The sequence below is a fragment of the Paenibacillus sp. 32O-W genome, assembly GCF_007679495.1.
GTDB lineage: Bacteria > Bacillota > Bacilli > Paenibacillales > NBRC-103111 > Paenibacillus_L > Paenibacillus_L residui.
Genome location: NZ_VEGP01000020.1, coordinates 56,959 through 78,934, shown reverse-complemented (window position 1 = coordinate 78,934; position 21,976 = coordinate 56,959). Strand labels below are relative to the sequence as shown.

Annotated in this window: 18 protein-coding genes and 2 pseudogenes; 17 read left to right on the top strand and 3 right to left on the bottom strand. The window is 46.2% G+C overall.

The genetic code is table 11. The features are described 5' to 3' along the window. The first annotated feature begins 94 nt into the window (after window positions 1-94). The 15 genes and pseudogenes from FS806_RS10455 (at window position 95) to FS806_RS10395 (ending at window position 14,244) form a co-directional block, all read left to right on the top strand. The gene (locus FS806_RS10455) at window positions 95-823 is read left to right on the top strand and encodes an ABC transporter substrate-binding protein (RefSeq protein ID WP_260982053.1); all 729 of its coding nucleotides are present in this window, start codon (window positions 95-97) and stop codon (window positions 821-823) included. Between the two features lie 155 nt (window positions 824-978). Further along, window positions 979-2,310, top strand: a pseudogene (locus FS806_RS26990) (sensor histidine kinase); the annotation flags it as partial. Next, window positions 2,290-2,724 (top strand): sensor histidine kinase, encoded by a 435-nt coding sequence (locus FS806_RS26690; RefSeq protein WP_255452994.1) that lies wholly within the window; start codon window positions 2,290-2,292, stop codon window positions 2,722-2,724. The pseudogene FS806_RS26990 and the gene FS806_RS26690, both read left to right, overlap by 21 nt. Window positions 2,725-2,747: 23 nt before the next feature. Then, the gene (locus FS806_RS10445) at window positions 2,748-4,355 is read left to right on the top strand and encodes a response regulator (RefSeq protein ID WP_144935541.1); all 1,608 of its coding nucleotides are present in this window, start codon (window positions 2,748-2,750) and stop codon (window positions 4,353-4,355) included. A gap of 101 nt (window positions 4,356-4,456) precedes the next feature. Beyond that, the gene (locus FS806_RS10440; RefSeq protein WP_144935539.1) at window positions 4,457-5,593 is read left to right on the top strand and encodes a VanZ family protein; all 1,137 of its coding nucleotides are present in this window, start codon (window positions 4,457-4,459) and stop codon (window positions 5,591-5,593) included. A gap of 240 nt (window positions 5,594-5,833) precedes the next feature. Further along, entirely contained in the window at window positions 5,834-6,172 is a 339-nt protein-coding gene (locus FS806_RS10435; RefSeq protein WP_144935536.1) for an antibiotic biosynthesis monooxygenase, read from the top strand. A gap of 306 nt (window positions 6,173-6,478) precedes the next feature. Further along, complete coding sequence (locus FS806_RS10430) at window positions 6,479-6,670, top strand: hypothetical protein (RefSeq protein WP_144935533.1); 192 nt, start codon at window positions 6,479-6,481, stop codon at window positions 6,668-6,670. 7 nt (window positions 6,671-6,677) lie between these two features. Further along, window positions 6,678-6,941 carry a YqkE family protein gene (locus tag FS806_RS10425; RefSeq protein WP_144935530.1) on the top strand — a complete coding sequence of 88 codons (264 nt, stop codon included), beginning with the start codon at window positions 6,678-6,680 and terminating at the stop codon, window positions 6,939-6,941. 130 nt (window positions 6,942-7,071) lie between these two features. After that, window positions 7,072-7,200, top strand: a complete 129-nt coding sequence (locus FS806_RS26685) for a hypothetical protein (RefSeq protein WP_260982052.1) — start codon at window positions 7,072-7,074, stop codon at window positions 7,198-7,200. 163 nt (window positions 7,201-7,363) lie between these two features. Then, a complete protein-coding gene (locus FS806_RS10420; RefSeq protein ID WP_144935527.1) occupies window positions 7,364-7,678 on the top strand; it encodes a metal-sulfur cluster assembly factor in 315 nt (104 codons plus the stop codon). Between the two features lie 1,085 nt (window positions 7,679-8,763). Beyond that, entirely contained in the window at window positions 8,764-9,717 is a 954-nt protein-coding gene (locus FS806_RS10415; protein WP_144935524.1) for an ABC transporter permease, read from the top strand. Next, complete coding sequence (locus FS806_RS10410) at window positions 9,707-10,657, top strand: iron chelate uptake ABC transporter family permease subunit (protein WP_144935521.1); 951 nt, start codon at window positions 9,707-9,709, stop codon at window positions 10,655-10,657. The genes FS806_RS10415 and FS806_RS10410 overlap by 11 nt, the downstream gene beginning before the upstream one ends. Beyond that, window positions 10,651-11,409: an iron ABC transporter ATP-binding protein gene (locus FS806_RS10405; protein WP_144935519.1), complete on the top strand. Its 759-nt coding sequence runs from the start codon at window positions 10,651-10,653 to the stop codon at window positions 11,407-11,409. The genes FS806_RS10410 and FS806_RS10405 overlap by 7 nt, the downstream gene beginning before the upstream one ends. A gap of 180 nt (window positions 11,410-11,589) precedes the next feature. Continuing rightward, complete coding sequence (locus FS806_RS10400) at window positions 11,590-12,597, top strand: siderophore ABC transporter substrate-binding protein (protein WP_144935515.1); 1,008 nt, start codon at window positions 11,590-11,592, stop codon at window positions 12,595-12,597. A gap of 930 nt (window positions 12,598-13,527) precedes the next feature. After that, window positions 13,528-14,244, top strand: a complete 717-nt coding sequence (locus FS806_RS10395) for a hypothetical protein (RefSeq protein ID WP_144935512.1) — start codon at window positions 13,528-13,530, stop codon at window positions 14,242-14,244. 998 nt (window positions 14,245-15,242) lie between these two features. Here FS806_RS10395 and FS806_RS10390 read toward each other — a convergent pair. Both FS806_RS10390 and FS806_RS10385 read right to left on the bottom strand, forming a co-directional pair. Next, a protein-coding gene (locus FS806_RS10390) for an IS3 family transposase (RefSeq protein ID WP_144935509.1) occupies window positions 15,243-16,588 on the bottom strand; the annotation gives its coding sequence in 2 pieces (ribosomal slippage) (window positions 15,243-16,147 and window positions 16,147-16,588; 1,347 coding nt in all). A 58-nt stretch (window positions 16,589-16,646) separates the two neighbouring features. Continuing rightward, window positions 16,647-17,838: pseudogene (locus tag FS806_RS10385) on the bottom strand (IS256 family transposase). A 609-nt stretch (window positions 17,839-18,447) separates the two neighbouring features. On the opposite strand from FS806_RS10385, the gene FS806_RS10380 reads away from it, so the two are divergent. After that, complete coding sequence (locus tag FS806_RS10380; RefSeq protein WP_144935547.1) at window positions 18,448-18,708, top strand: urease accessory UreD/UreH family protein; 261 nt, start codon at window positions 18,448-18,450, stop codon at window positions 18,706-18,708. Window positions 18,709-18,775: 67 nt separating this feature from the next. Here FS806_RS10380 and FS806_RS10375 read toward each other — a convergent pair whose 3' ends face one another. Continuing rightward, the gene (locus FS806_RS10375; RefSeq protein WP_144935506.1) at window positions 18,776-19,156 is read right to left on the bottom strand and encodes a YmaF family protein; all 381 of its coding nucleotides are present in this window, start codon (window positions 19,154-19,156) and stop codon (window positions 18,776-18,778) included. Window positions 19,157-19,619: 463 nt separating this feature from the next. On the opposite strand from FS806_RS10375, the gene helD reads away from it, so the two are divergent. After that, window positions 19,620-21,971: an RNA polymerase recycling motor HelD gene (gene helD / locus FS806_RS10370; RefSeq protein ID WP_144935503.1), complete on the top strand. Its 2,352-nt coding sequence runs from the start codon at window positions 19,620-19,622 to the stop codon at window positions 21,969-21,971. The last annotated feature ends 5 nt before the right edge of the window (window positions 21,972-21,976 follow it).

The window sequence follows — 21,976 nt, the reverse complement described above, 5'->3', positions numbered from 1 at the left end:
ACACCACCTGAAATATACCGTTAACTCCTTGTCATACTTGGCATCAGGCAAGAATTTCAGGTGCGAAAGTTGAGTTATTAATTTCTATAAACGTATGCATCAATGGAACCAGAATGGCTGGTTCGATAAGGATATCCTGACCTCGGATGCCGATCAGGGCTTGAACATGATCAAGGCAGGGAAGGCGTTCGCCGTTGCCCAATCCTTGAAGCCGGGGAAGGACCGGGAAATGAGCGTGAGCCTGGGGATTGAGCTTGTGCAGGTAGAAACGGCAGAGCCTTTTACGACGACAGGGGATGCCCAAGGGGCCATGCTGGGAATATCCCGGACGTCCAAAGATCCTGCGAGAGCGATGATGTTCCTTAATCTGCTCTACAGCGATCCGAAGCTTCTGAATATGCTGGACTGGGGGATCGAAGGCAAGCACTATGTGAAGAAATTTGATAACATTATCGACTATCCGGAAGGCATGAATGCAGATACGCAAACCTACCCCAATCCCGGAGGCTGGATGTTCGGCAATCAGTTCAACTCCTACCTGTGGGTGAACGAAGATCCGAAGAAGTGGGAAAAATTCGAGGAATTTAATCAACGGGCAGAGCGTTCCATCGCTCTCGGCTTCACCTTTAACCAAGAGCCTGTCAAATCGGAAATGGCTTCTTTGGCGAATGTGGAGAAAGAGTTCGGAGCAACCTTAAGATCGGGAGCCGTTGAGCCGGAGAAGATTATCGCCAAGTGGAAGGAAAAGCGGCAGGCCGCCGGCTTTGACAAAGTCCGGGCGGAAGTCGACAAGCAGTTGGCTGAATGGGCGCAGAACAAATAACGGATATATAAGAGACGAGAGGGAAATCTGAACCGGGACTATCGTTATGAGTCCTTAATAAGATTCCCTTTTTCTCGTATGAAGCTATACTTGGAAGTGTAGATAAAAAGCATCACATTCTACTAATATCCTCATAGAGCGGGGTAGTCAAGACGATGTCCAATATTAAGCATTCGCTTCGCTTTAAGTTAATCATCGGCTTTTCTATAATCGTGGTGCCTCTGGTCATACTGCTGCTCTACAACAATTATTACGCTTCGAACATTATCAGGGAGCAAGTGGCGGATTCCAATAAAAACTCGATGATTCTCTATTCGAATCAGATCGAGGCGGCCCTGAACAAGGAAACCAACTTTTTATACAATATCGCCGTCGAGGATCCGAACATCGCTGCCCTGTCGCAGCTGCTGGATGATCCGGATGAGTACTATTTGGCCAAGGCCAGAATATTGAACACGTTGACTCGCTATCACCGTTTTGACAACAGCGTTGATCTTCTGTTTATTTACTCGGTAGAGAAGCAGGATCTCTTCAGCACGCCGATCAAAACCCAATCCTATGAAGAGCTGCAATCGATTAAAACATCCATTGAAAACCTCGTCAAGGACGTTCGCCCGGACAGCGCCTATTTCGGCGAATGGAAGGCAATCGAATACAGTGAACACCAATATGCATTAATCCGGTTGGTGGATACGGGAGACGATTTTTATCTGGGAGCCTTCGTCAAGCTGGAGAACCTGATGATCCCCCTCGATTTAATCCACCTTGAGGAAGGCTTCGCCAGCTTCGTTAATAACCGGGGAGAATGGATGACAAGCACGGCCGGGATCGACCCGCATCGCTTGAATGCCTCTCTTGCCCTGGAATCGAATGAATTGTATCAGGTAGTAGAGAAGGATGACCGAAATTATATCGTCGTTATGAATCCGATTAATGGAACAGATGTGATTCTAAGCGCGTTTGTTCCGGAAGCCCGGATGCTGAAAAATTTATATCATTTTCGGAAGGGAATTATTATTTTATCGGTCGGTGTGTTTTGTATCCTGATCATTTATTTGGCATACCTCAATGATATCATCATGAAACCGATGAACAATCTGATTCGGGGGATGCGGAGAATTAAGCATGGGAACTGGGATACCCGCCTACATTCGTCCGGATCGAAGGAATTTGCCATTATCAATGAAACCTTCAACAGCATGGCCTCGCAGATTCATGAACTGAAGATCAGCGTGTATGAAGAACAGATCAAAGCGCACAAGGCCGAGCTTAAGCATTTGCAGCTGCAAATCAATCCCCACTTTCTGCTCAACTCTATTAATATCGTTTACAATCTGGCTGAGATAAAAAATTATAGCGTGATCCAACTGATGTGAATGAATTTGGTCAAATATTTCCGGTTTACGACCAAGACAAACCAAATCGTTGTAACGATCGCTGAAGAAATGGAGCATATGGAGAGCTACATCAAAATTCAGCAGGTTCGTTTTCCCGGGCGCGTAACCTATGAGATTCACATATCCGACGGAGCGGAGAAGGCGGCCATTCCGCCCCTGTTAATTCAGCCTTTCATCGAAAATGCAATTAAATATGGTTTTGATTTCATGGATCATCCTTTTCATATAGCTATTTATATCCGTCTACTAGAGCACGAGCGATTGGAAATTGTCATTTCGGATAACGGCAATGGCTTCTCTGAAGAAATTCTGGAGAAGCTGCAGACGGGCGGCTACTTGGAAAGTCAGAACGGAGAGCATTTGGGGATTTCCAATGTGCAGTACAGGCTCAAGCATATTTTTGGCCAGCAGACGCAGCTGGAGTTTGATAACGCACCGGATTCCGGTGCGAGAATCCGAATCGCACTTCCTTTTCGAACGGTAGAGAAGTTTACTTCATATTGATGATCTGAATGGAGGCAGTCGCAATGTACAAGGCGCTGATTGTGGACGATGAGATCTACGCGGTGATGGGGATCCGAAGCGGTGTGAATTGGCAGGATCTCCAGGTGTCCGAAGTATATGAGGCTTATAATATGCGGGATGCGCTGCGGGTATTTGAACGCACTCCGATCGATGTCATGGTTTGTGATATTGAAATGCCCAGAGGAACAGGGATCGAGCTTCTTGAGCGGGTAAATGAAATTTCTCCCGGTACGGAAACGATTTTTCTGACCGCCCATTCAGCCTTCGACTTCATGAAGAGAGCGATCCAACTGGACGGATTCGATTATCTGTTGAAGCCGATTGAATTCGATGTGCTTCAGGAGACTATCGCCAAAGCACTGCAGTCCATTAGACAGGAACGGGAGCTGCTTCAATTGCGCGAGCAGTATAAACCTTACTACGAGATGTGGCGAAGGAAAAAGACTCTCCTTACGGATAAGTTCTGGAACGATTTATTGTCGGGCAGAATGGTCTGCTCTGCGGACAATATAGCAGGCATCCTTGAGGAGCATGAGCTTACGGGTCTCCAGGATGCCGTATTCCTGCCTGTTCTGGTAAGCGTCGAATCGTGGCTGCGCGAGTTCAGCACGAAGGATGAAGAGATGATGGAATATGCCGTTCGCAAAGGAGCATCCGAAATGCTGCTTCTTACCGGCCAGGGTGAAGTCATTCAGACCAAGCAGGGCGTGAATGTCGTTATCATCGTCGGAGTGGATGGAGGAGCGGAAGCGATGAACGAGCTGCATTCGCGCTGTGAAAGCTACATCCGGGACTGTCGTAAATACTTCAGCTGTAACGTTTCCTGTTATATTGGAAAGAGCTCCACTCTCTATGATATAGCCGAAACGTACAGACGGCTGCTGCAGATGGAGTACAACAATTTGAATAAATCCAACCAGGTGTATACATTGGCTGCGGCAGGCCCCTATTCGATTAGGACGATGATTCCGCGCCTATCTGCCTGGACCTTTCTGCTGGAACAGGGCAAGCTGGACGAATTGCAGAGAGAGATTCGCTGCCTTATCGCGGAAATGAGCGGCATTCCGGGACTTTCGATTGTAGAGCTGGAAGGGTTTCGTCATGAATTTATGCAGATGGTGCATTATATTCTTCATAAGAACGGACTGTCCGCCTTTGAACTGTTTCAGGATCAAGAAGGAATTCTGCTGAACGCCAGGCCTCGCAGCCTTGAGCAATTGGAGGCTTCAACTCTTCGAGCGGTTCAGGTTATTTATGATCAATTGCATCAGAATCATTCGGTGGTTCAGCGTGTCCAGTACTATATCACAGAGCACTTACATGAACCGATCACCAGAGAGCAGCTCGCCGGCTGCGTTCATCTCAATCCCGCCTACCTGTCCCGCCTGTTCAAACGTGAAGTCGGGGAATCGATCACGGATTATATCCTGCATGCCCGGATGTCCCGGGCCAAAGAGCTGATTACCGGCTCGACCATCCCGATCTCCGATGTAGCCCGAAGCCTTGGCTATCACAATTTTTCGCATTTTTCCAAAATGTTCAGAAAGGTATATCATACTTCACCACAGCAATGCAGACAGCAATCCGGTAAAATGAACCAGCACTTATAGCGGGCTCATGCCGTATTTGTTCCGACAAAAGCTTGCTTCAAAAGGAAGCGGTCTGTATAATTTCAGAAGTGATCTTGACCTAATGAACAGGTGGTTATTCCATGTCGTCGTATTTATTTCCGATCAAGCAGGCCTTTATTACTTTCCCGATTGCGGCCTTCGTCATTCTGCTTCCGTTCCTGCTATACCATTATCGCAAGTACGGTTATGTCAATTGGTATCGCTCCATTGTGCTCTATTCCTTGCTGCTGTATGCAATGGCGGCTTACTATCTGGTCATTCTCCCTCTTCCGGAGACGACCAATACTTGCAGTCTGCAGCCTCCGGGTACGAAGCATATGCAGTTAATGCCGTTTTATTTCGTCGTAGATTTCTTGCGGGAGACCGGGTTCCAGTGGGACCATCCGATGACCTATATCGGAGTTCTGAAGGAGAGGGCTTTTCAGCAGGCGGCCTTTAACTTCTTGCTGTTATTTCCATTAGGGATTTATTTGAGATATTACTTTCATCGAACCTGGTTCCAAACGCTGATATTGTCGTTTCTGGCTTCGTTATTTTTCGAGCTGACCCAGCTTTCCGGGCTTTATGGCATTTACAATTGTCCGTACCGGCTGTTCGATGTGGACGATTTGCTTCTGAATACATCAGGGGCCATGGCGGGATGCCTCATTGCGCCAATAATCACCGGATTTCTGCCGAACACGAAAAAGCTGGATGAAGGAATTGATCTGGCTGCCCGACCGGTTTCGATGATTCGCCGGACCATTGCCTTGGCCATCGACTGGCTGCTGATCGGATTCATCAACGGATTTTTAAGCCTATTCGGAAGGATGAATTCCTGGCTGGAGGTTGCTCTCATTGTCTTCCTCTACTTCATTGTCATTCCTTTCGTCACTAATGGCGTTACGTTGGGCAAATCGATCGTCCGCATCCGGGTGAAAGGGGCCGGAGAGAAGGTGACGCTGAAGGAGCTGTCGATCCGTTACGGCATTCTGTATTTCGGAATTTTTGGTTTGAATGTTCTGTTCCTGCAGATCGCAGCGGCAGGGAGCTTTGTCTGGATCTTCTCCATGACGCTTCTGTTTATCGTCGGGCTGGGAAATCTTGTCTTCGCCGTTCATTTCATGCTTCGCTTGTTCAGCCGAGACAAAATGTTGTTTTACGAAAAGCTCAGCGGCACCAGGAATGTTATCATTCCGCCTGGAAATAAACAAAATGAAAAGCCGGATCCGTCTTAACGGGTCCGGTTTTTCATTTTTTTGGGTTGGTATTCGTTCGGGAGAGGAAGGGGCGGCTGGTGTCGCCCCAGGCACGGCAGAAATCTGGTGCTGCGATACTCTGTCGACTCGCTGTTTTTCTCTCGGGCCCTTTTTCTGTGAAAAGCTCAATTTTCGGATTTCATTGACAATGAGAATCTTTATCAATTAGAATGGTAGGGAATACCACCATCTGGTAATGGGAGAGGAGAGGGACAGATCGTGTTTATCGAGACTAAGACCATCGTGGTTAAGGAAGGAACTTCCAATAAAGTCGTTGAACGGTTTAGCGGAGAAGGGGCTATTGAGAAGTCTCCCGGATTTATAGATTTGAGCGTTATGGTCAAGAAAACGGTACGAGGCGATGAAGAAGTGGTCGTCATGGTCCGCTGGGAATCCGAGGAGGCGTGGAAAGGATGGGAGAAGAGCGAAGTCCATCTGGAAGGACATCGGCAGGCTAGAGGCAAGCCAAAGCCGGAGCATATCGTCAGCTCCAGTCACGCCGTATACTATGTCAAGGCACAGAAAGGCCCCTACGCCGCAAGTGCTTCCGAAGTATGATCGACCGATATGGGATAGTGGGAGCTTTTATGCGGTAATCCTTTATCGGGTTAAGTATCGCCCTTTATAGATGGAATCCGGATCAGGACTGGCATATTGCCGGTTAATGGGCAGCTGGCAGTAGTGGACTTGATAGGCTGCCTGCCCCCTAAATGTTCAAAACGCGCGCCTTCTCGGGGGCGCGTTGCTGCGTTTGATGGACTGGTCAAAAGCGGTCAAAAGCCTTTTCGCCCAGGGCGAGGCCTTTTCTCAAACGTGTGCTTCTCCCGGGAATCAGGATTGTACTGTGGAGGGATGACGGGTACAATGGATTCCAAGGTGGTGCTTGGCGAATCTAGCTCTGTCGTTGCTTTGACGACGGAATACCGAGGCGCCGTAACCGGAAGCAAGAACGACCAGAGATCATTCGCACGCTCTTCTGCCCGGCAGCTCCATTTAGACAGCGTCTTTATGGGAATGCACCGGATGAAGAAGGGCAGGGCGATCAAAGCGGGGTGAGCAACAAATGGCCAAGAAGAGAAGACAGGCTTCACCGTCCAATCGGCCTTCTTCTGCGGAGCAGCCGGCCACATTGAAGGATTTACTGAGCAGCGAGATGGTCGATAAGCTGAAAGCTCAGGCGAACGAGATCAAGGCGGAAGAAGAGAAGCGGAAGGAAGAAGAACGCAAGAAGGCGGAACAAGCCCGCAAGGTCGAGCAGGAGAGACTCGATAATGATTTCGAGCATTTGCTGAAGAACTCCAATATGGACTGGCGGAAATACAAATAACGGGCTTCCATGGGAAGCCGGGAGTGGCATATCGTGGCGAAGGAACACTGGGGAGAGCAGCCTGGCGGCATGTGGTTGACCACCATCATGTGACGTCAAACACCGCGCGCAGGGATGGGAGCCGCGCGCGGTGCGGAAACAGACGACCGACAAGGTGCGGACCAGCGAAGCCGCGGATTCTATGGGAGGCTCCCAGATTTTACTGAAAGCCCAAGAACTACGGATTAAGCAGCCGTTCAACTCCCGGCACAAGAGCTGACAACGAAGGGCAGCCGAGATGATGCACCCGCCATGTGATGTTTTCGGGGTACCCGGCCCAATCAGATGCCTCCTTGCCGTAAGAGACGCTTCATAAAAATTTTCCCGTTGGATACTTTAAGGAGGTATCCTATCACAATGAAATGTAAAGGAGAAGCGGGAAAATGGACTTGAAGGATAAGGTATGGTCCGTATTGGAGGAAGTGATGGACCCCGAGCTGCATATCAATATCGTGGACTTGGGGCTTGTTTACGAGCTTGAGGCCGATCCGGACGGTAAGGTAATGATTACCATGACTTTGACGATTCCGGAATGTCCGCTGAAGGACGAGCTTCTGAGCGAAATCCATGAGAAGGTAGGGGCCGTCTCCGGCGTCACAGACGTTGAAGTGAATCTCGTCTGGGAGCCGAAATGGACTCCTGCAAGAATGAGCGATCAAGCGATCCAGGAATTCAAGCGCAGACAAACTCTCGTGTAAGATTCATACACAGCGGCAGGGTGGGGCTGCAGGGCTCTATCCTTTTTATTTCCCGGGATTCCTATTCATTCTATAGGCCGTCTTCTCGAGAGGAAGGTGGCGTAATTGAATCATTCTATATAAACCGGCTTCGTAACCCGGACTAAAGTAAATTCGCCTATACTAAATGGATTTCATCCGGTTAGTTTTGCCCATTTTGACCGAATAACCAAAACTAACCGGAGAAACCTCCATCTATTGGGTACAAAAAGAGCCATATCGCCAAAACCCATTTAGACCCCCATGCCGCTGACCGCGACACCATCAGATGGTGAAAATGGATGGATTTTCAAGGTAGAATAGAGTTGAATTGCTTCAATAGTGTGAAATTTGAATACTAAATGGATTTCATACAGTTAGATTTCTAGATTCGGAAGAAATATGGAAACTAACTGGAAAACCTACAGTTAGTTTGCGCCAAAACAGCCGTTTCGCCCAAAGTTGCCCATTTTAACTGTAGTTTATCCAGTTAGTTTGATCATTTTCGCCCATTCGCTTGAATCTACCTGTACCAAATACAGTTAGATGTGCCGCTCCGCTTGCAACGATGCCTGCAGACGGTAAAATAGACGGATTTTCAAGGTAGGTTAGCGATTTTGGCGGCTAGATCCCATCTATCTACATAAAATCCAGTTAGTTACCCAGTCCCCGGTACGTAGCCATGTGGTTGACCACCGTCATGCGACGTCAAACACCGCGCACTGGGAGTCGTGCGCAGTGGGAGATAATCACCACAAGGGCCGGTGGTTGGCTAAGCTATTTTCCAATCAGACGCGCTACTCCATTCCCTTGGCACAACACCAGCAGAAATAGACGGATTTTCCAATTACATCCCGTTGTTGCGGGCAGACGTAACGAGCAAGTTGAAAAAATGAACCAACATTATGAATAATTATTGAATTTTGTCGTTTTTTTATCCGGAAAACCATGGATAATGTTGACAGCGGGGTTCAGCATGTTATAATACTAATCGTGATCTAATTGAGAATGAATATCATTATTACCCTGAATGAGAATGAGATTCATTTGCGCAAAGGAAAAAAGTGATGAAAAAAAGATACCTGGTTATCGCACTGATAGTTTTCTCCTTTATTTCATTATTTATAGGCGTTACGGATATATCCATCTTCGATATATTCAGCTTGACAGAGGACCAGTTGGAAATTATTATGATCAGCCGCGTTCCCCGCTTAATCAGCATAATTATCGCCGGAACGAGCATGAGCATCGTCGGGTTGATCATGATGCAGCTGACGAGAAACAAATTCGTTTCCCCGACTACGGCGGGAACGATGGACTCGGCCAGCTTGGGAATTCTCGTATCGCTGTTGATCTTCGGCTCGGCCAGCCCTCTGCAGAAGATGCTTGTCGCTTTTGTTTTCGCGCTGGCGGGAACATTCGCATTCATGAAGATTTTAGACAAAATCAAGTATAAAGATTCAATCTTTATTCCGCTAGTCGGTTTGATGTTCGGCAGCATCGTCGGCTCGACGACGACATTCTTGGGTCTCAAGTATGGTCTAATCCAGAGTGTGGGCGCTTGGCTTCACGGCGACTTTTCCATGATCATGCAGGGCCGCTACGAGCTGCTTTACTTAAGTATCCCGTTAGTTGTCGCAGCATATCTATACGCGAACCGGTTTACCGTTGCCGGCATGGGGGAGGAGTTCTCCGTCAACCTGGGGCTGAATTACAAGCGGGTAGTCAATATCGGCCTGGTGATCGTCGCACTTGTATCCGCGATTGTTATGCTTACGGTTGGAAACATCCCTTTCCTGGGGCTGATCATTCCGAACATCGTAACTATTTACCAAGGCGATAACCTGAAGAAAAACCTTTCTCATACGGCGTTGTTAGGGGCAGTATTCGTCCTGGCTTGCGACATTCTCGGCCGTATTATCATTTATCCGTTCGAAATTTCTATCGGCCTTACGGTTGGGGTCATAGGAAGCGGCATTTTTCTTTATTTGCTATTGAGGAGAAAGTCACATGAGTCATAAAACGAAGCTGTATATCCTGGGCGCCCTGGCACTGTTGCTCATCTGCATCCTTTTATTCATCGATGCGGCCGGCAATTGGGATTATGTATTGCCGCGAAGAGGCAAGAAAATATTGGCCATATTGTTGACGGGCGGCAGCATCGCTTTCTCAACCGTTATGTTTCAAACCGTTACGAACAATAAAATATTGACGCCGAGCATCATCGGATTGGACTCTCTTTATATGCTGGTGCAGACGGCGATTGTCTTCATCTTCGGCTCCACTACGTTGACCATGATGAGCAAGAACATTCACTTTCTCATCTCCGTCGGTTTTATGGTGCTGTTCGCGGGACTATTGTATAAATTTTTGTTCAAAAGAGAGGGCAAAAATATTTATTTCCTGCTGCTGGTCGGATTAATCTTCGGAACGTTCTTTTCCAGTATTTCGTCCTTTATGCAAATGCTCATCGATCCGAACGAATTTATGGTGGTCCAAGACAAGATGTTCGCGAGCTTCAATAACGTCAACTCCGACATTCTCCTGCTTGCCTACATCGTCGTCTTCGCTACGGCAGCCTACTTTATCAAGATCAATAAATATTTGGATGTGCTGTCTTTAGGCAAAGAACATGCGATCAATCTCGGTGTCAGCTACGATTATGTCGTCAAGAGAATTCTGATTGTCGTTGCAATACTTACAGCCGTGTCCACCGCACTGGTCGGACCGATCACGTTCCTGGGCTTGCTCGTCGCGAACGTAGCCTATCAATTTATAAGAACGTACCGGCATTCGTATGTAATCACAGGATCTATCCTGATCAGTATTATCGCTTTGGTCGGAGGACAGCTCTTGGTCGAGCGGGTATTCACGTTCTCCACCTCGTTAAGCGTCATCATCAATTTTATCGGCGGAGTATACTTCATATACCTTCTGTTAAAGGAGAACAAATCGTGGTAGAAGTCAGAAACGTTTCCAAACGGTACGGAAACAAAAATGTCGTAGATCAAGTATCCGTTAAGATAGCGAAGGGGAAGATTACCTCGTTTATCGGGCCGAACGGGGCGGGGAAGAGCACTCTGATGTCGATGGTCAGCCGCCTGATCCCCAAGGACGAAGGGGAGATATGGATTGAGGGACGCGAAATCGGTCAGTGGAAAAGCAACGAGCTGGCCAAACGGATTTCCATCCTGAAGCAGTCCAACCACATTAATATCCGGTTAACGGTTAAAGATTTGGTCGGCTTCGGACGTTTTCCATACTCCCAAGGAAGACTGACGGCGGAGGACAAGAAATATGTGGACGAAGCCATTCGCTATATGGAACTGGAAGACATGCAGGACAAATACTTGGATCAGTTGAGCGGCGGACAGAAGCAGCGAGCTTTCATCGCCATGATTATTGCCCAGAATACCGATTATGTTCTGCTGGATGAACCACTGAACAATTTGGATATGAAGCATTCCGTTCAAATTATGAAGGTGCTGAGGCGATTGGCCGACGAGCTGGGCAAAACAGTGATTATCGTAATCCATGACATCAACTTCGCCTCCTGTTATTCCGATTATATTGTGGCGCTTAAGGACGGTAGAATTGTAAAGGAAGGCACGACCGCCGAAATTATCGATTCGTCCGTACTGCGGGAGGTATACGATATGGACATTCAGATTCACGAGATTGACGGCAATAAAATCTGCGTTTATTTTACTTAATCTTTCTACAAAAGCCGGTGAATCTTATTTGACGGTTCCCAGCACGGTTCGCTCCGACAGTTCGCCGTGAAAGGAGGATAGCAGAAACCATACTTACAAAAAGGCAGCGGACATAAAGTAAAGTTAGCGATATCGTCAAAATAATTTCATATAAAAACTAAATGATTAGGGGTGTTAAGAATGAGCAAGAAATTATCCATGTTGTTGATGATGATTTTTCTGGTCTTCATAGTCGCCGCATGCGGGGCGAAAAATTCGGAAGGAAACCCGGGCGGATCAGAGGCAAAGACAACTAACGCCGCGGCAAATAACGAGAATAAGAACACAGAGGCGCCTAAAGACGAGGTGCTTACGATCAAACATCAGCTTGGGGAAGCAACGGTTAAGAAAAATCCGAAAAATGTCGTTGTATTCGACTACGGTGCTTTGGAAACATTGGATAAGCTGGGAATCGAAGTGGCTGCCGTGCCTCAGAGCTCGCTGCCGGGCCATTTGAAGAAATATGAAGATTCAAAATACATGAACGCAGGAACATTGTTCGAGCCCGACTTCGAGAAAATCAACGCGCTTAAGCCGGAGTTGATCATCATTTCGGGCAGATCGTCCGAAGCCTACGAAGAGCTGAAAAAAATCGCTCCAACGGTCTATATGGGCGTTGATACACAGAACTATATGGAATCCTTCACGGAAAACGTAAAGACGCTTGCCTCGATCTTCGGTAAGGAAGCCGAAGCGGACAAGGAGCTGGCTGCGATTAACGAATCCATCAAACAGTTGAACGAAACAGCAGCCGCCAGCGGTAAGAAAGGTTTGATCATTCTGACGACAGGTGGCAAGGCCAACGCTTATGGGGTAGGCTCCCGATTCGGCTTGATCCATGACGTATTCGGAGTTGTGCCAGTGGACGATAAAATCGATTCTCAAACACCACATGGTCAAAAAATAACGTTCGAATACGTCGCCGAGAAAAACCCGGACTATCTCTTCGTCATTGACAGAGACGCGGTAGTCAGCGGCGAGAATGTAACACCAGCCAAGGAAGTCGTGGAGAACGATCTGGTGAAGAAGACCAACGCGTTTAAAGAAGGCAAAATCATCTATCTCGACCCGAATTACTGGTATCTGTCCGGCGGTGGACTGATTTCCATGGCAGAGATGGTTAAAGAAGTTGCCGAAGGCGTGAAGTAATTAAATAAAAATAGAATAATGCCGATATGCAAGCCGGAAGTGTGTACTTCCGGTTTTTTGTCATGGACAAGATCAAATGCTTGACAGTAGTTTGATACATATGGCAATTTTATGTAAACGATTGAAATGCCATTCCAAATAAATGGGAAGTGTATCATCCCGGTCTGGAAAATGTCGGCTCTCTACGCAATTCTTCCGATGGTGTCCTCCGTTTCTAGTTCAAGATTAGCGGGAAATCCATGCTGGTCTTCTATCTGACCTCTAAATTTAACAGATAGAACTAAGTTATCCTTAATCCTTGTCACTAGGTGTTTAAGAGATCGATGGTTGAAGAAAGCAAGAAGAAAAAAGTAGAAGAAAGTAGAATGCTGGAATGGTAAGAAACTGGGGGGGCTTGCCCCCAGCTTCTTTGATGTATTTAATATAGAGTTCTGATCTATTAAATGTAGCTTTTATTCTCGTTATAATATTGACATCAGTATAATAAATATGGTAAACGTAGGAAAATGGTGAAAGCAAATATTCGAAAAAATTGTGGAAAATGTGGTTGTATACAAGAATGTTGTGTATTTTATACTCGACTTTCTTGTTGCAATAAAATTAAGAGTCGATATTCAGTTGAGCTATAAGCGGGCATCTACTGAATATCGACTCTAGGGGCTCTTTACTTTGCTATAGCAAAGTAGCAGCTTAGAATGTATTATAACTCGGACGTAATCACTTTGTACATAGCTAAATAAAAGAGCGCCAAATAAAAATAGGGAGGTGCAGGTGTACTAGAAAACCAATTTCGCTATCATTTAAATCTTTAGAGAGAAAGGCATTAGATTTTCGGTTTTTATCTATCTAGTAAAGTTCTACGTGATTTAGGCAAATCGCTGTAAATGTTATTTTTTATAACTACTATAATAGAATGAAGGAGGTATTTGCATGAAAAAAGTTCTATCGTTAATGTTTTCGCTTTTTCTAGTCTTTAGTCTCTTTTCCTCAGTTAGTTCAGCAGCTTCAGAGGATTTAATGACAGTTGAAGAATATATTTCTTATCTTAAAGACAAAACTTTAGAAGACCCTAAGGCACAAGAAACCCTGAATCAATTTTTAACATTAACGAAGGAAGATCAGGTTAAATTTGTTGAATTTTTATTCTCTGATGAATTTTATGAAAGTATTGCTTACAGCACAAAAGCAAATGGTACAGTAAAAAAAGTTGTTAATGGAATTCCAGTAGAAACAAAATCTGATTTGGCAACGATAATTACAGGCGAAGGAAATAAAACGGTTACCGGTTCCTATATACTTTCTGTTTTTGGTGTACAAACCACAACCCTTTCTGTCTCCGTTCAATTTAATTATGATACATCAACAGGAGACGCAACTCGTGTTTTGGATCAATTCGGATCTTTAAGTAATTTTAATCCGGCATTAGTATGGTCGCATGTTGGGGATGCAGCAGGACGTATTGAAGATAACCGTTGGGCTTGGGCTCGACAGTCATTTGAATCTAGAATTAATTTAGCTAACGGTACCCAAGTAGATACGTGGCATGTATATGTACTAGGTCATGATTGGGATAATTGGAAGAAATTAGAGTCCACACATCCGAACTTTGATGGAGTAGGTGAAGCTACTTGGGAACCTAACTGGTAAATAGTAAAGCTCCTTTGTTTTACTTTAGCCAGTTCCCCGTTTTAGTAGATACTGAAAAAACACTCTGCGAAACTGACGTCGGTACTCTACCGACGTCAGTTTATTTAGCTAATGCCCTTTCCCGGTATAAAAGCGAATGAGTTTCTCAATTTGCTTGAGTGCTTTCTCAAATATTTCGTATATCATAGACATAATGGGCTTACTTCTCCAAATAAAAGAAGCTATTGTAACAACTCTTTGAGACAGTTGGTTTTCGCACAATCGGGGAAATAAGTCATGGTAAACATGAGACTTGCACTGGCCCTCTAACGCTATGAACGATTCAACCCAGTCACGTTCAAATAACCTCCTAAACGTTTCTGGTTATCGTTTAAGCCAGCTAATGTGGTAAGTAAAGAACTCGCTTTTTGATTGCTCATTGAATGCAGATAAATAAGTTCGCCCCTTAGATACCCTATACTACGCTACATCGTTAACTTCTTTTGACTTCTTTTGACTTCTTTTGAATGAACCGCGGATTCAAAATTCAGTATGAGCAGGTATTTTGAAAATCATCGCTTTCGATACAAAACAATAGTGTCCAAACTCTCGCTCTTACTCTGATTCTATCTTGGACGGCTCCCGCGCTTATCCTTTAAACTTGCAGCTCCCCAATTACGATATTTTCTTACCAGGTTCTTCACTACCATCTTTAATCCTATTTATCCAAGTGTTCAGTAATCTCTCTATAATTCCATCTCTCTTCAACATGCGGTAGGACCTTCTATTTTTAACGATTGTTAAGCTTTTGTCCTTTGACTACCATAAAAATGCACATCGAATTTTCATTAGTTTTTCCAATGTCTAATAGAAAGGGGTAGCGTCAAGAAGTTTGTGTAAGCTGGTAGGGTTATCCATCGGGACGATGGATAAGAAATATTTTTTATGTTTAAGCTCGGTGGAGGACGTAGCCCAAGCGAAGGCGTGAAGTGACCCCAAAAAGTTAGACAGTTTTATTATTAAGCTACTTTCTGGGTGTGAACCCGGTATTGTACCGGGCTCATGCCCTTTAGTTTTGTTTTAATACGTTTGTAATTGTAATACTCGATGTATTGTTCAAGTTCTTTCTTGAAGTGCTCAATGCTTTCAAATTCTTGTGTATATAAAAATTCGGATTTTAAGATGCCAAAGAAGTTCTCCATAACGGCATTGTCATAGCAGTTTCCTTTACGTGACATGCTTTGAGTTATCCCGTGTTCTTTTAATAACTTTTGGTATTGCTTCATCTGATAGTGCCAACCCTGATCCGAATGAATAATGAGTACATCTTCGCCTTTTATATGTTCCAGTGCTTTGTCCAGCATGTTGGATACAAGGGAATAGACGGGGCGTGACTCCACTGTATACGTAATAATTTCACCGTTAAATAAGTCTAGCATCGGGGATAAATACAACTTCTCACCGAATAATTTGAACTCCGTAATATCCGTTACCCACTTTTCATTAGGTTTCGTGGCGTTGAAATCTCGATTTAATATATTTGGTGCGATCTTACCCACAGTTCCTTTATAAGAACGATACTTTTTAATCCGGACTGAGCATTTCAATCCAAGCTCGTCCATGATTCGTTTTACTTTTTTGTGATTTATTTGAAGCCCTTCATTGTTTAGTTGATCGCAAATTCGACGGTATCCATAACGACCTTTGTGTTCTTGGTAAATGGCTGTAATACGGGCTTTTAAGTCTGCATCTTTATCTGGCCTTCCGAATGTATTTACACAGTAATAATACGTACTACGCGGGATCTGAGCCAGTTGCAGTAATGAAGTGATTGGGAATTCTAGCCTTAGATCATAAATTACTTGCGCTTTATCTTGCTTTGTAATTTTCCCTTGCTTTGAACTAAGGCATTCAACTTTTTTAAATAGGCGTTCTCCATTCGTAGACGTTCTACTTCTACTTGTAATGCTTCGACCGAGCCTTCAGATGGTGTTGGTGTTTCTTCTTTTTTCATTGACGGACGTCCCCTTTTCCTTGATATGAGGGCGTCTACTCCTTTTGTCTCAAGTTGTTTCTTCCAGCTTGAAATCAGAGAATGTGTTGGAATATTGAAGATCGCAGCTGCCTCGCGGATAGACGTCCCGTATTCTTTTATGTAGTTAAGTATCCTTAGTTTATACTCCGCTGAATAAGCTGTATAGCTTTTTTTAAAGGAATCTTCCCCATGATGCTGATACTGACGTATCCATGTTTGGAGCATAGCTTTTGATACTTCTACGCTTTCAGCTACGGTTTTCAGTCCTTCAATTCCCTCAAGATACGTTTTTACGGCTTGTATTTTTTCTTGTGCTGTTAATTTGGCCATGAAAAAACTGCACCTCCTATGTCAGATCGTGTCTAACAATTGGGGTGCAGTTCATTTTTTATTCTACTTCCGGGCCATCATTCGGATAACGTTCCTCAAACAGATCTTGCAGCCTTTGTTTCACTAACGGATCACCGAAACCACGAATGACGCGTTGTCCCCACCTTTCGTTGTAATCAAGCGCGTCCAGGTAGACAATCTTTTCTGCGGCTTCGATGTTCGTCAGACTGTTCATAGGCCGCAGGCGCTTTCGGAATTCCTTTATCATCCGTTCGATGGGATTGGAGGTGTAAATCGCCTCCTTGATTTGCGGAGGATACTTGTAAAAGGTCAAAAGTGTCGGCAACTGGTCTTCCCAGGACTTGATTTCTTTTGGGTACTTTTTGCCCCACTTTCCCTTAAACACGTCAAACGCAGCCAGCGCTAATTCATGATCCAGCGCATGATAGACGGTTTTGAGATCCTCTAGAAAATCGGTCTTGTCCTCCACCCGGATTTTCGGAAACGTCGAGCGTACTTTATGCACAACGCAATGTGCTGAACGTCTGCTTTGGGATAGACCTCGCGAAACGCCTCTTCCAGGCCCGGAAGCCCATCAAAAACCCCTAGCAGCACTTCACGTACGCCGCGGTTATACAGGTCTTTAAGCACATCTTTCCAGCCGTTGGCGCTTTCTTGACCGCCAACGTAGAAGCCGAGGATGTGGCGATAGCCTTGCTCGTTGATTCCCATGACAAAATAGATCACTTCGCCGCTGACGGTGCTTCGTTTCAACTTCACATACATGCCATCCAAATAAATCACCGAATAGCGCTTCTCAAGTGGCCCCTGGACTGCCAACGACAAACGTCTTCGAGCACGGTACTGGTAATGTTACTTACGGTAGTAGGGGAATACTGACTGCTGAACATGCCCTCGATAAAATGAGCCACATCGCGGGTACTCATTCCGCCTTTATACATGTGGATAACAGCCTCCTCTAACCAACCGTCTCGACGCTGGTAAGGTTCAAAGACCTGTGTGTGGAATTCGCCGTTACGGTCTCGCGGAACTCGTAGATCGTCGATTTTGCCATACTTCGTATCTAGGGTACGTACATAATAACCGTTGCGGCTATTTGGTTTTTCCGCGTGTTCCTGCATAAAGTGTTGAATTTCTTCTCGCATGATCAGTTCGAGTTTTTCTTTCACAAAATCGGTGACAAGATTTTCAATTAGATTTGTGAGCATATTTTCGTGTATAGTTACCATGAGTAGGGTTCCTTTCTTGGTGACTTTTTGCAATCCCGAGAATACCCTACTTTTTTGTCGCCTGTGAAGGCTCCAAATCTTGGTACACAGAATATTTTACGCCATCTAGAAAGGTATAAAAGATATGGCCCCAAATTAGACTTAGTTTATGTCCTTATTATTTTACAGACAAACTGAAATAGCTTAATAGATTAATGATAATAAATACCTGGAATAATAATCCAAGTATACTAATTACTAAAGAAATAAAGTAAGGTTTATTATTTCTTTCAAAGCTGTTTATACTTTTCATATTACTAATTATAGAGAAGACTCCTATGAATAACCCTAGAACTGGAACAAACGAAAACAGACTTACTATAATTACAAGCATTTTCTCACTCCTTATAGACACTTCATGGACCATTGTCGCTTAGAAAATTACCAAATAGTTCATTCATTGTTCTTATTTTAAGCATTTGGTTAAGTGAGGACTATTTAGATGCAGTCAGGAATGACACCTTTATTTATATCATTCACAAAATTAAACTCCTTGTTTCAATAATAAACAATCCCAAAGAAATTTCAAAGTATAATCCAGCAAGCCGGCCGTTGTCCGGTTTAGGCAGAATGGACGGGCACACCCATTTCGGCTCCCTGTTCGTCATCGGTGAGCAGGCAACGGCGTCCTTCTGCAGTGCATTGACAGAAGCGGTTCAACTGGAGGAACAGGCGGGGAAGATCGGCCTGTCCGAGTTGATCGTGCCGGGCTTCGCTGTGCGGATGCTGGCTGATTCCACCCAAACCATCGAACGGTTATTTGGCCGGATTGTCAATTATACACGGGAGCAGTGGTTTGGGAAGGCGCCCGTGTCATTGCGCAAATATTAGCCGCCCGATAAGGGAAAGAAGGCTGCCAGATCCGCTTGGGTCTGCAGCCTTCTGTGTCTTCGCTTGATTAGATTTCGTTGCCGGTCTTTCCCCCGTATTCATGGGCATGGGGAGTGGCTCCATTAACGGTAGTGACGCCTTCGAAATAGTGGTAATGGCCACCTTCGGGAAGGGGAATGGCCGGTCCGGTCGTGCCCCGGATCAGATGCATATGGCCATCATCGAACGAGGTTTCAGCTTGATATTGATGGACATGCTGCACTCCGCTCGGAGCGGGGGCGGTTGTGCCCGCGTATTGATGTCTATGCCCGACATCGAAGGAGGTCACACCGGAGAAAGGATGAATGTGAACGGGTCTTCCATTCCAATTTGTAATATACAGTTTGTGGGAATGACGCCCGTCCGAATCATCCGAATGAACAACGAAGCCGGAGACGGGTATATCCATAGGGCTCACATCCTGTCAGAACGATCATTGCGGCTGTCTGCCTCGCCAGGCAAGCCGGTTAGGGCGGCAACAGATAGCCTATATAAGTCTATGTCCCGGATTAACGGTTGGACTGTGCAGATGCCCATTTGTCGGGAAGGATTACAGGGCATAGTAAAGGAAGCACCGGATCCTTAACAAAGAAAAAAAGATCGGGCAGGAGCAATGCTCGACCCCATCTTATTTTATCCGTCAAATTGAACGCTAGAGCTGCACCAATATTCAGACATAACAAAATAGAGCACAAGAAGAAACCGATTGATTTCTAAACCGGTCCTGTGCTACAATAAGGTTTGGATTTTGTAGATGTCAAAATCCAAATATATTATTTCCCAATAATATATTATCACAAAAGAAGCATGGCTGTCAACATTCATTTTATTAGGTTGGTTAAAGATAGGGATTTAGCAAAAGGAGTGATTTGATGAGTTTGACTGAACAGGATTGGCTGGAAGAGAAGAAGCGTGTAGAGCGCGTGGAACAAGAAATTGACAGCAAGATCGCGGTTCTTCAGGAGCATGTCAGCGATAAGAAAGAGGAAACCGTGGACGTGCGGAGAAATTTCTGGGACGACGTCACCATAAATCTGGACGATCCCAGCGAGCTCATCGAAACCTACGCCAGCATTAAACAGCAGGCGGAGGTGTTGTCGGAGAAGGAGCGCAGCTACGAGCACGCGTACAACCAATTGAACATTCTGAACAAGCTCAAGCAATCCCCATACTTTGGCCGGGTGGATTTTCTGGAAGAGGGACAGAGAAGGGCCGAGTCCATATATCTTGGAATAAGCTCCTTGTATGATGAAGAAGAAATGGAATTTCTCATTTATGATTGGCGGGCGCCGGTATCCAGCTTGTATTACGATTACGCACCCGGCCCTGCCCGGTACGAGACTCCCGGGGGCACGGTCTCCGGAACCGTTGAGCTTAAGCGTCAATATACGATCCGTGACGGGCAAATCGTCAGTATGTTCGATACAGGAGTGACCATCGGCGACGAGCTGCTGCAGGAGGTGCTGGGCAAGCAGGCGGATTCGCAGATGAGAAGCATTGTAGCCACCATTCAGAAAGAGCAGAATCAAATTATCCGCAACGAGAGAAGCCGTCTTCTTATCGTCCAGGGAGCTGCCGGAAGCGGCAAAACCTCGGCGGCTTTGCAACGGGTAGCTTATTTGCTGTATCGGTACCGGGAAACGCTGAAGGCCGAGCATATCGTTCTTTTCTCGCCCAATATGATGTTTAACAGCTATGTGTCGACCGTCCTTCCGGAGCTTGGCGAAGAAAACATGCAGCAGACGACCTTCCAGCAATTTCTGGATCATCGGCTCGGCCGTCAATTCCAGCTTGGCGATCCGTTCGCCCAACTGGAGTACGAGTACACCGCTATGAACGAACCGGGATACGAGGCCCGCATGGAGGGAATCCGTTATAAGGCTTCGGCGCGGTTTATGGAGCTGATCGAGAGGTATTTGTCCGTTCTCGGGAAGGAAGGAATCCTTTTTAAAGGCTTGAGGTTCAGGGGCAAAACGCTTCTGTCGGCGGCCCGGATCCGGGAGCAGTTCTATGCATTGGATTCGTCCTTGTCCATACCGAACCGGATGCAGTTGTTGTCCGAATGGCTTCTGGGGGAATTGAAGGAAAAGGAGAAGGCCGAACGGAATGAACCGTGGGTGGAGGATGAAATCGGGCTGCTCGATAATGACGCCTATCAGAAAGCTTACCAAAAGCTGAGGAAGCAAAACCGCTTCGCAGGGGAGTCATTCGATGACTATGATCGGGAAAGGGAGCTGCTGGGCTCCATGATTGTCCGCGAGCACTTCAAGGGGCTGCGTCAGCGGGTGAAGAAATTACGGTTTGTTAATGTCCCGGGCATTTACCGGCAGTTATTTGCCGATCCGCAGTATGCCCTTAGATTCGGCCGGGAGGCGGACCTGCCCAAGCATTGGGAGGAAATTTGCGCGCAAACCGTAGAGCGGCTGGACCGGTCCGAATTGGCCTATGAGGATGCAACTCCGTATTTGTATTTGCAGGAAAGAATAGAGGGCTTCCAGACCAACAACCTGATCCGCCATGTCTTTATGGATGAAGCCCAGGATTATTCCCCTTTTCAGTTCGCTTTTATCCAAAAACTGTTTCCGCGCAGCAAAATGACGGTGCTCGGAGATTTGAACCAGGCGATTTTCGGTCATGCGGAGGCGGAGGACCATTGGGAGACGCTGCAGGCTCTGTACGGGGAAGAACAGACCGAGCGGTTCATACTGACGCGAAGCTACCGTTCCACACGGCAAATCATCGATTTTACGCGCGGATTGATTCCGGAAGGGCATGCGATCGAGCCTTTTAACCGCGAAGGAAGCAAGCCGACCGTGACGCAAGCAGCCGACGAGTCTGACCTTAATGCGAGGGTGGCCGAACGAATCCGGGCTTTGCAGAATTCCGGACTTCGAACGATTGCCGTTATCTGCAAGTCGGCCCGGGAAAGCCGGCAAGCCTTCGCGAAGCTGGATCAACTGCTGGGGGCTCGGCTGATCGAGAAGGATGCGGCCTCGTTCGAGCCCGGGGTGCTGGTCATTCCCGCCTACCTGGCCAAAGGGGTGGAGTTCGATGCCGTCATCCTCTACAACGCCTCGCAGGAGCAGTACGGCAGAGAGGGCGAGCGCAGGCTGTTCTACACGGCATGCACCCGCGCGATGCATGAACTGCATCTGTACTACATCGGCACGCGCAGCCCGTTTCTGGACGATGTCTCGCCGGATACTTACGTCGCAGGGGATTGATGACA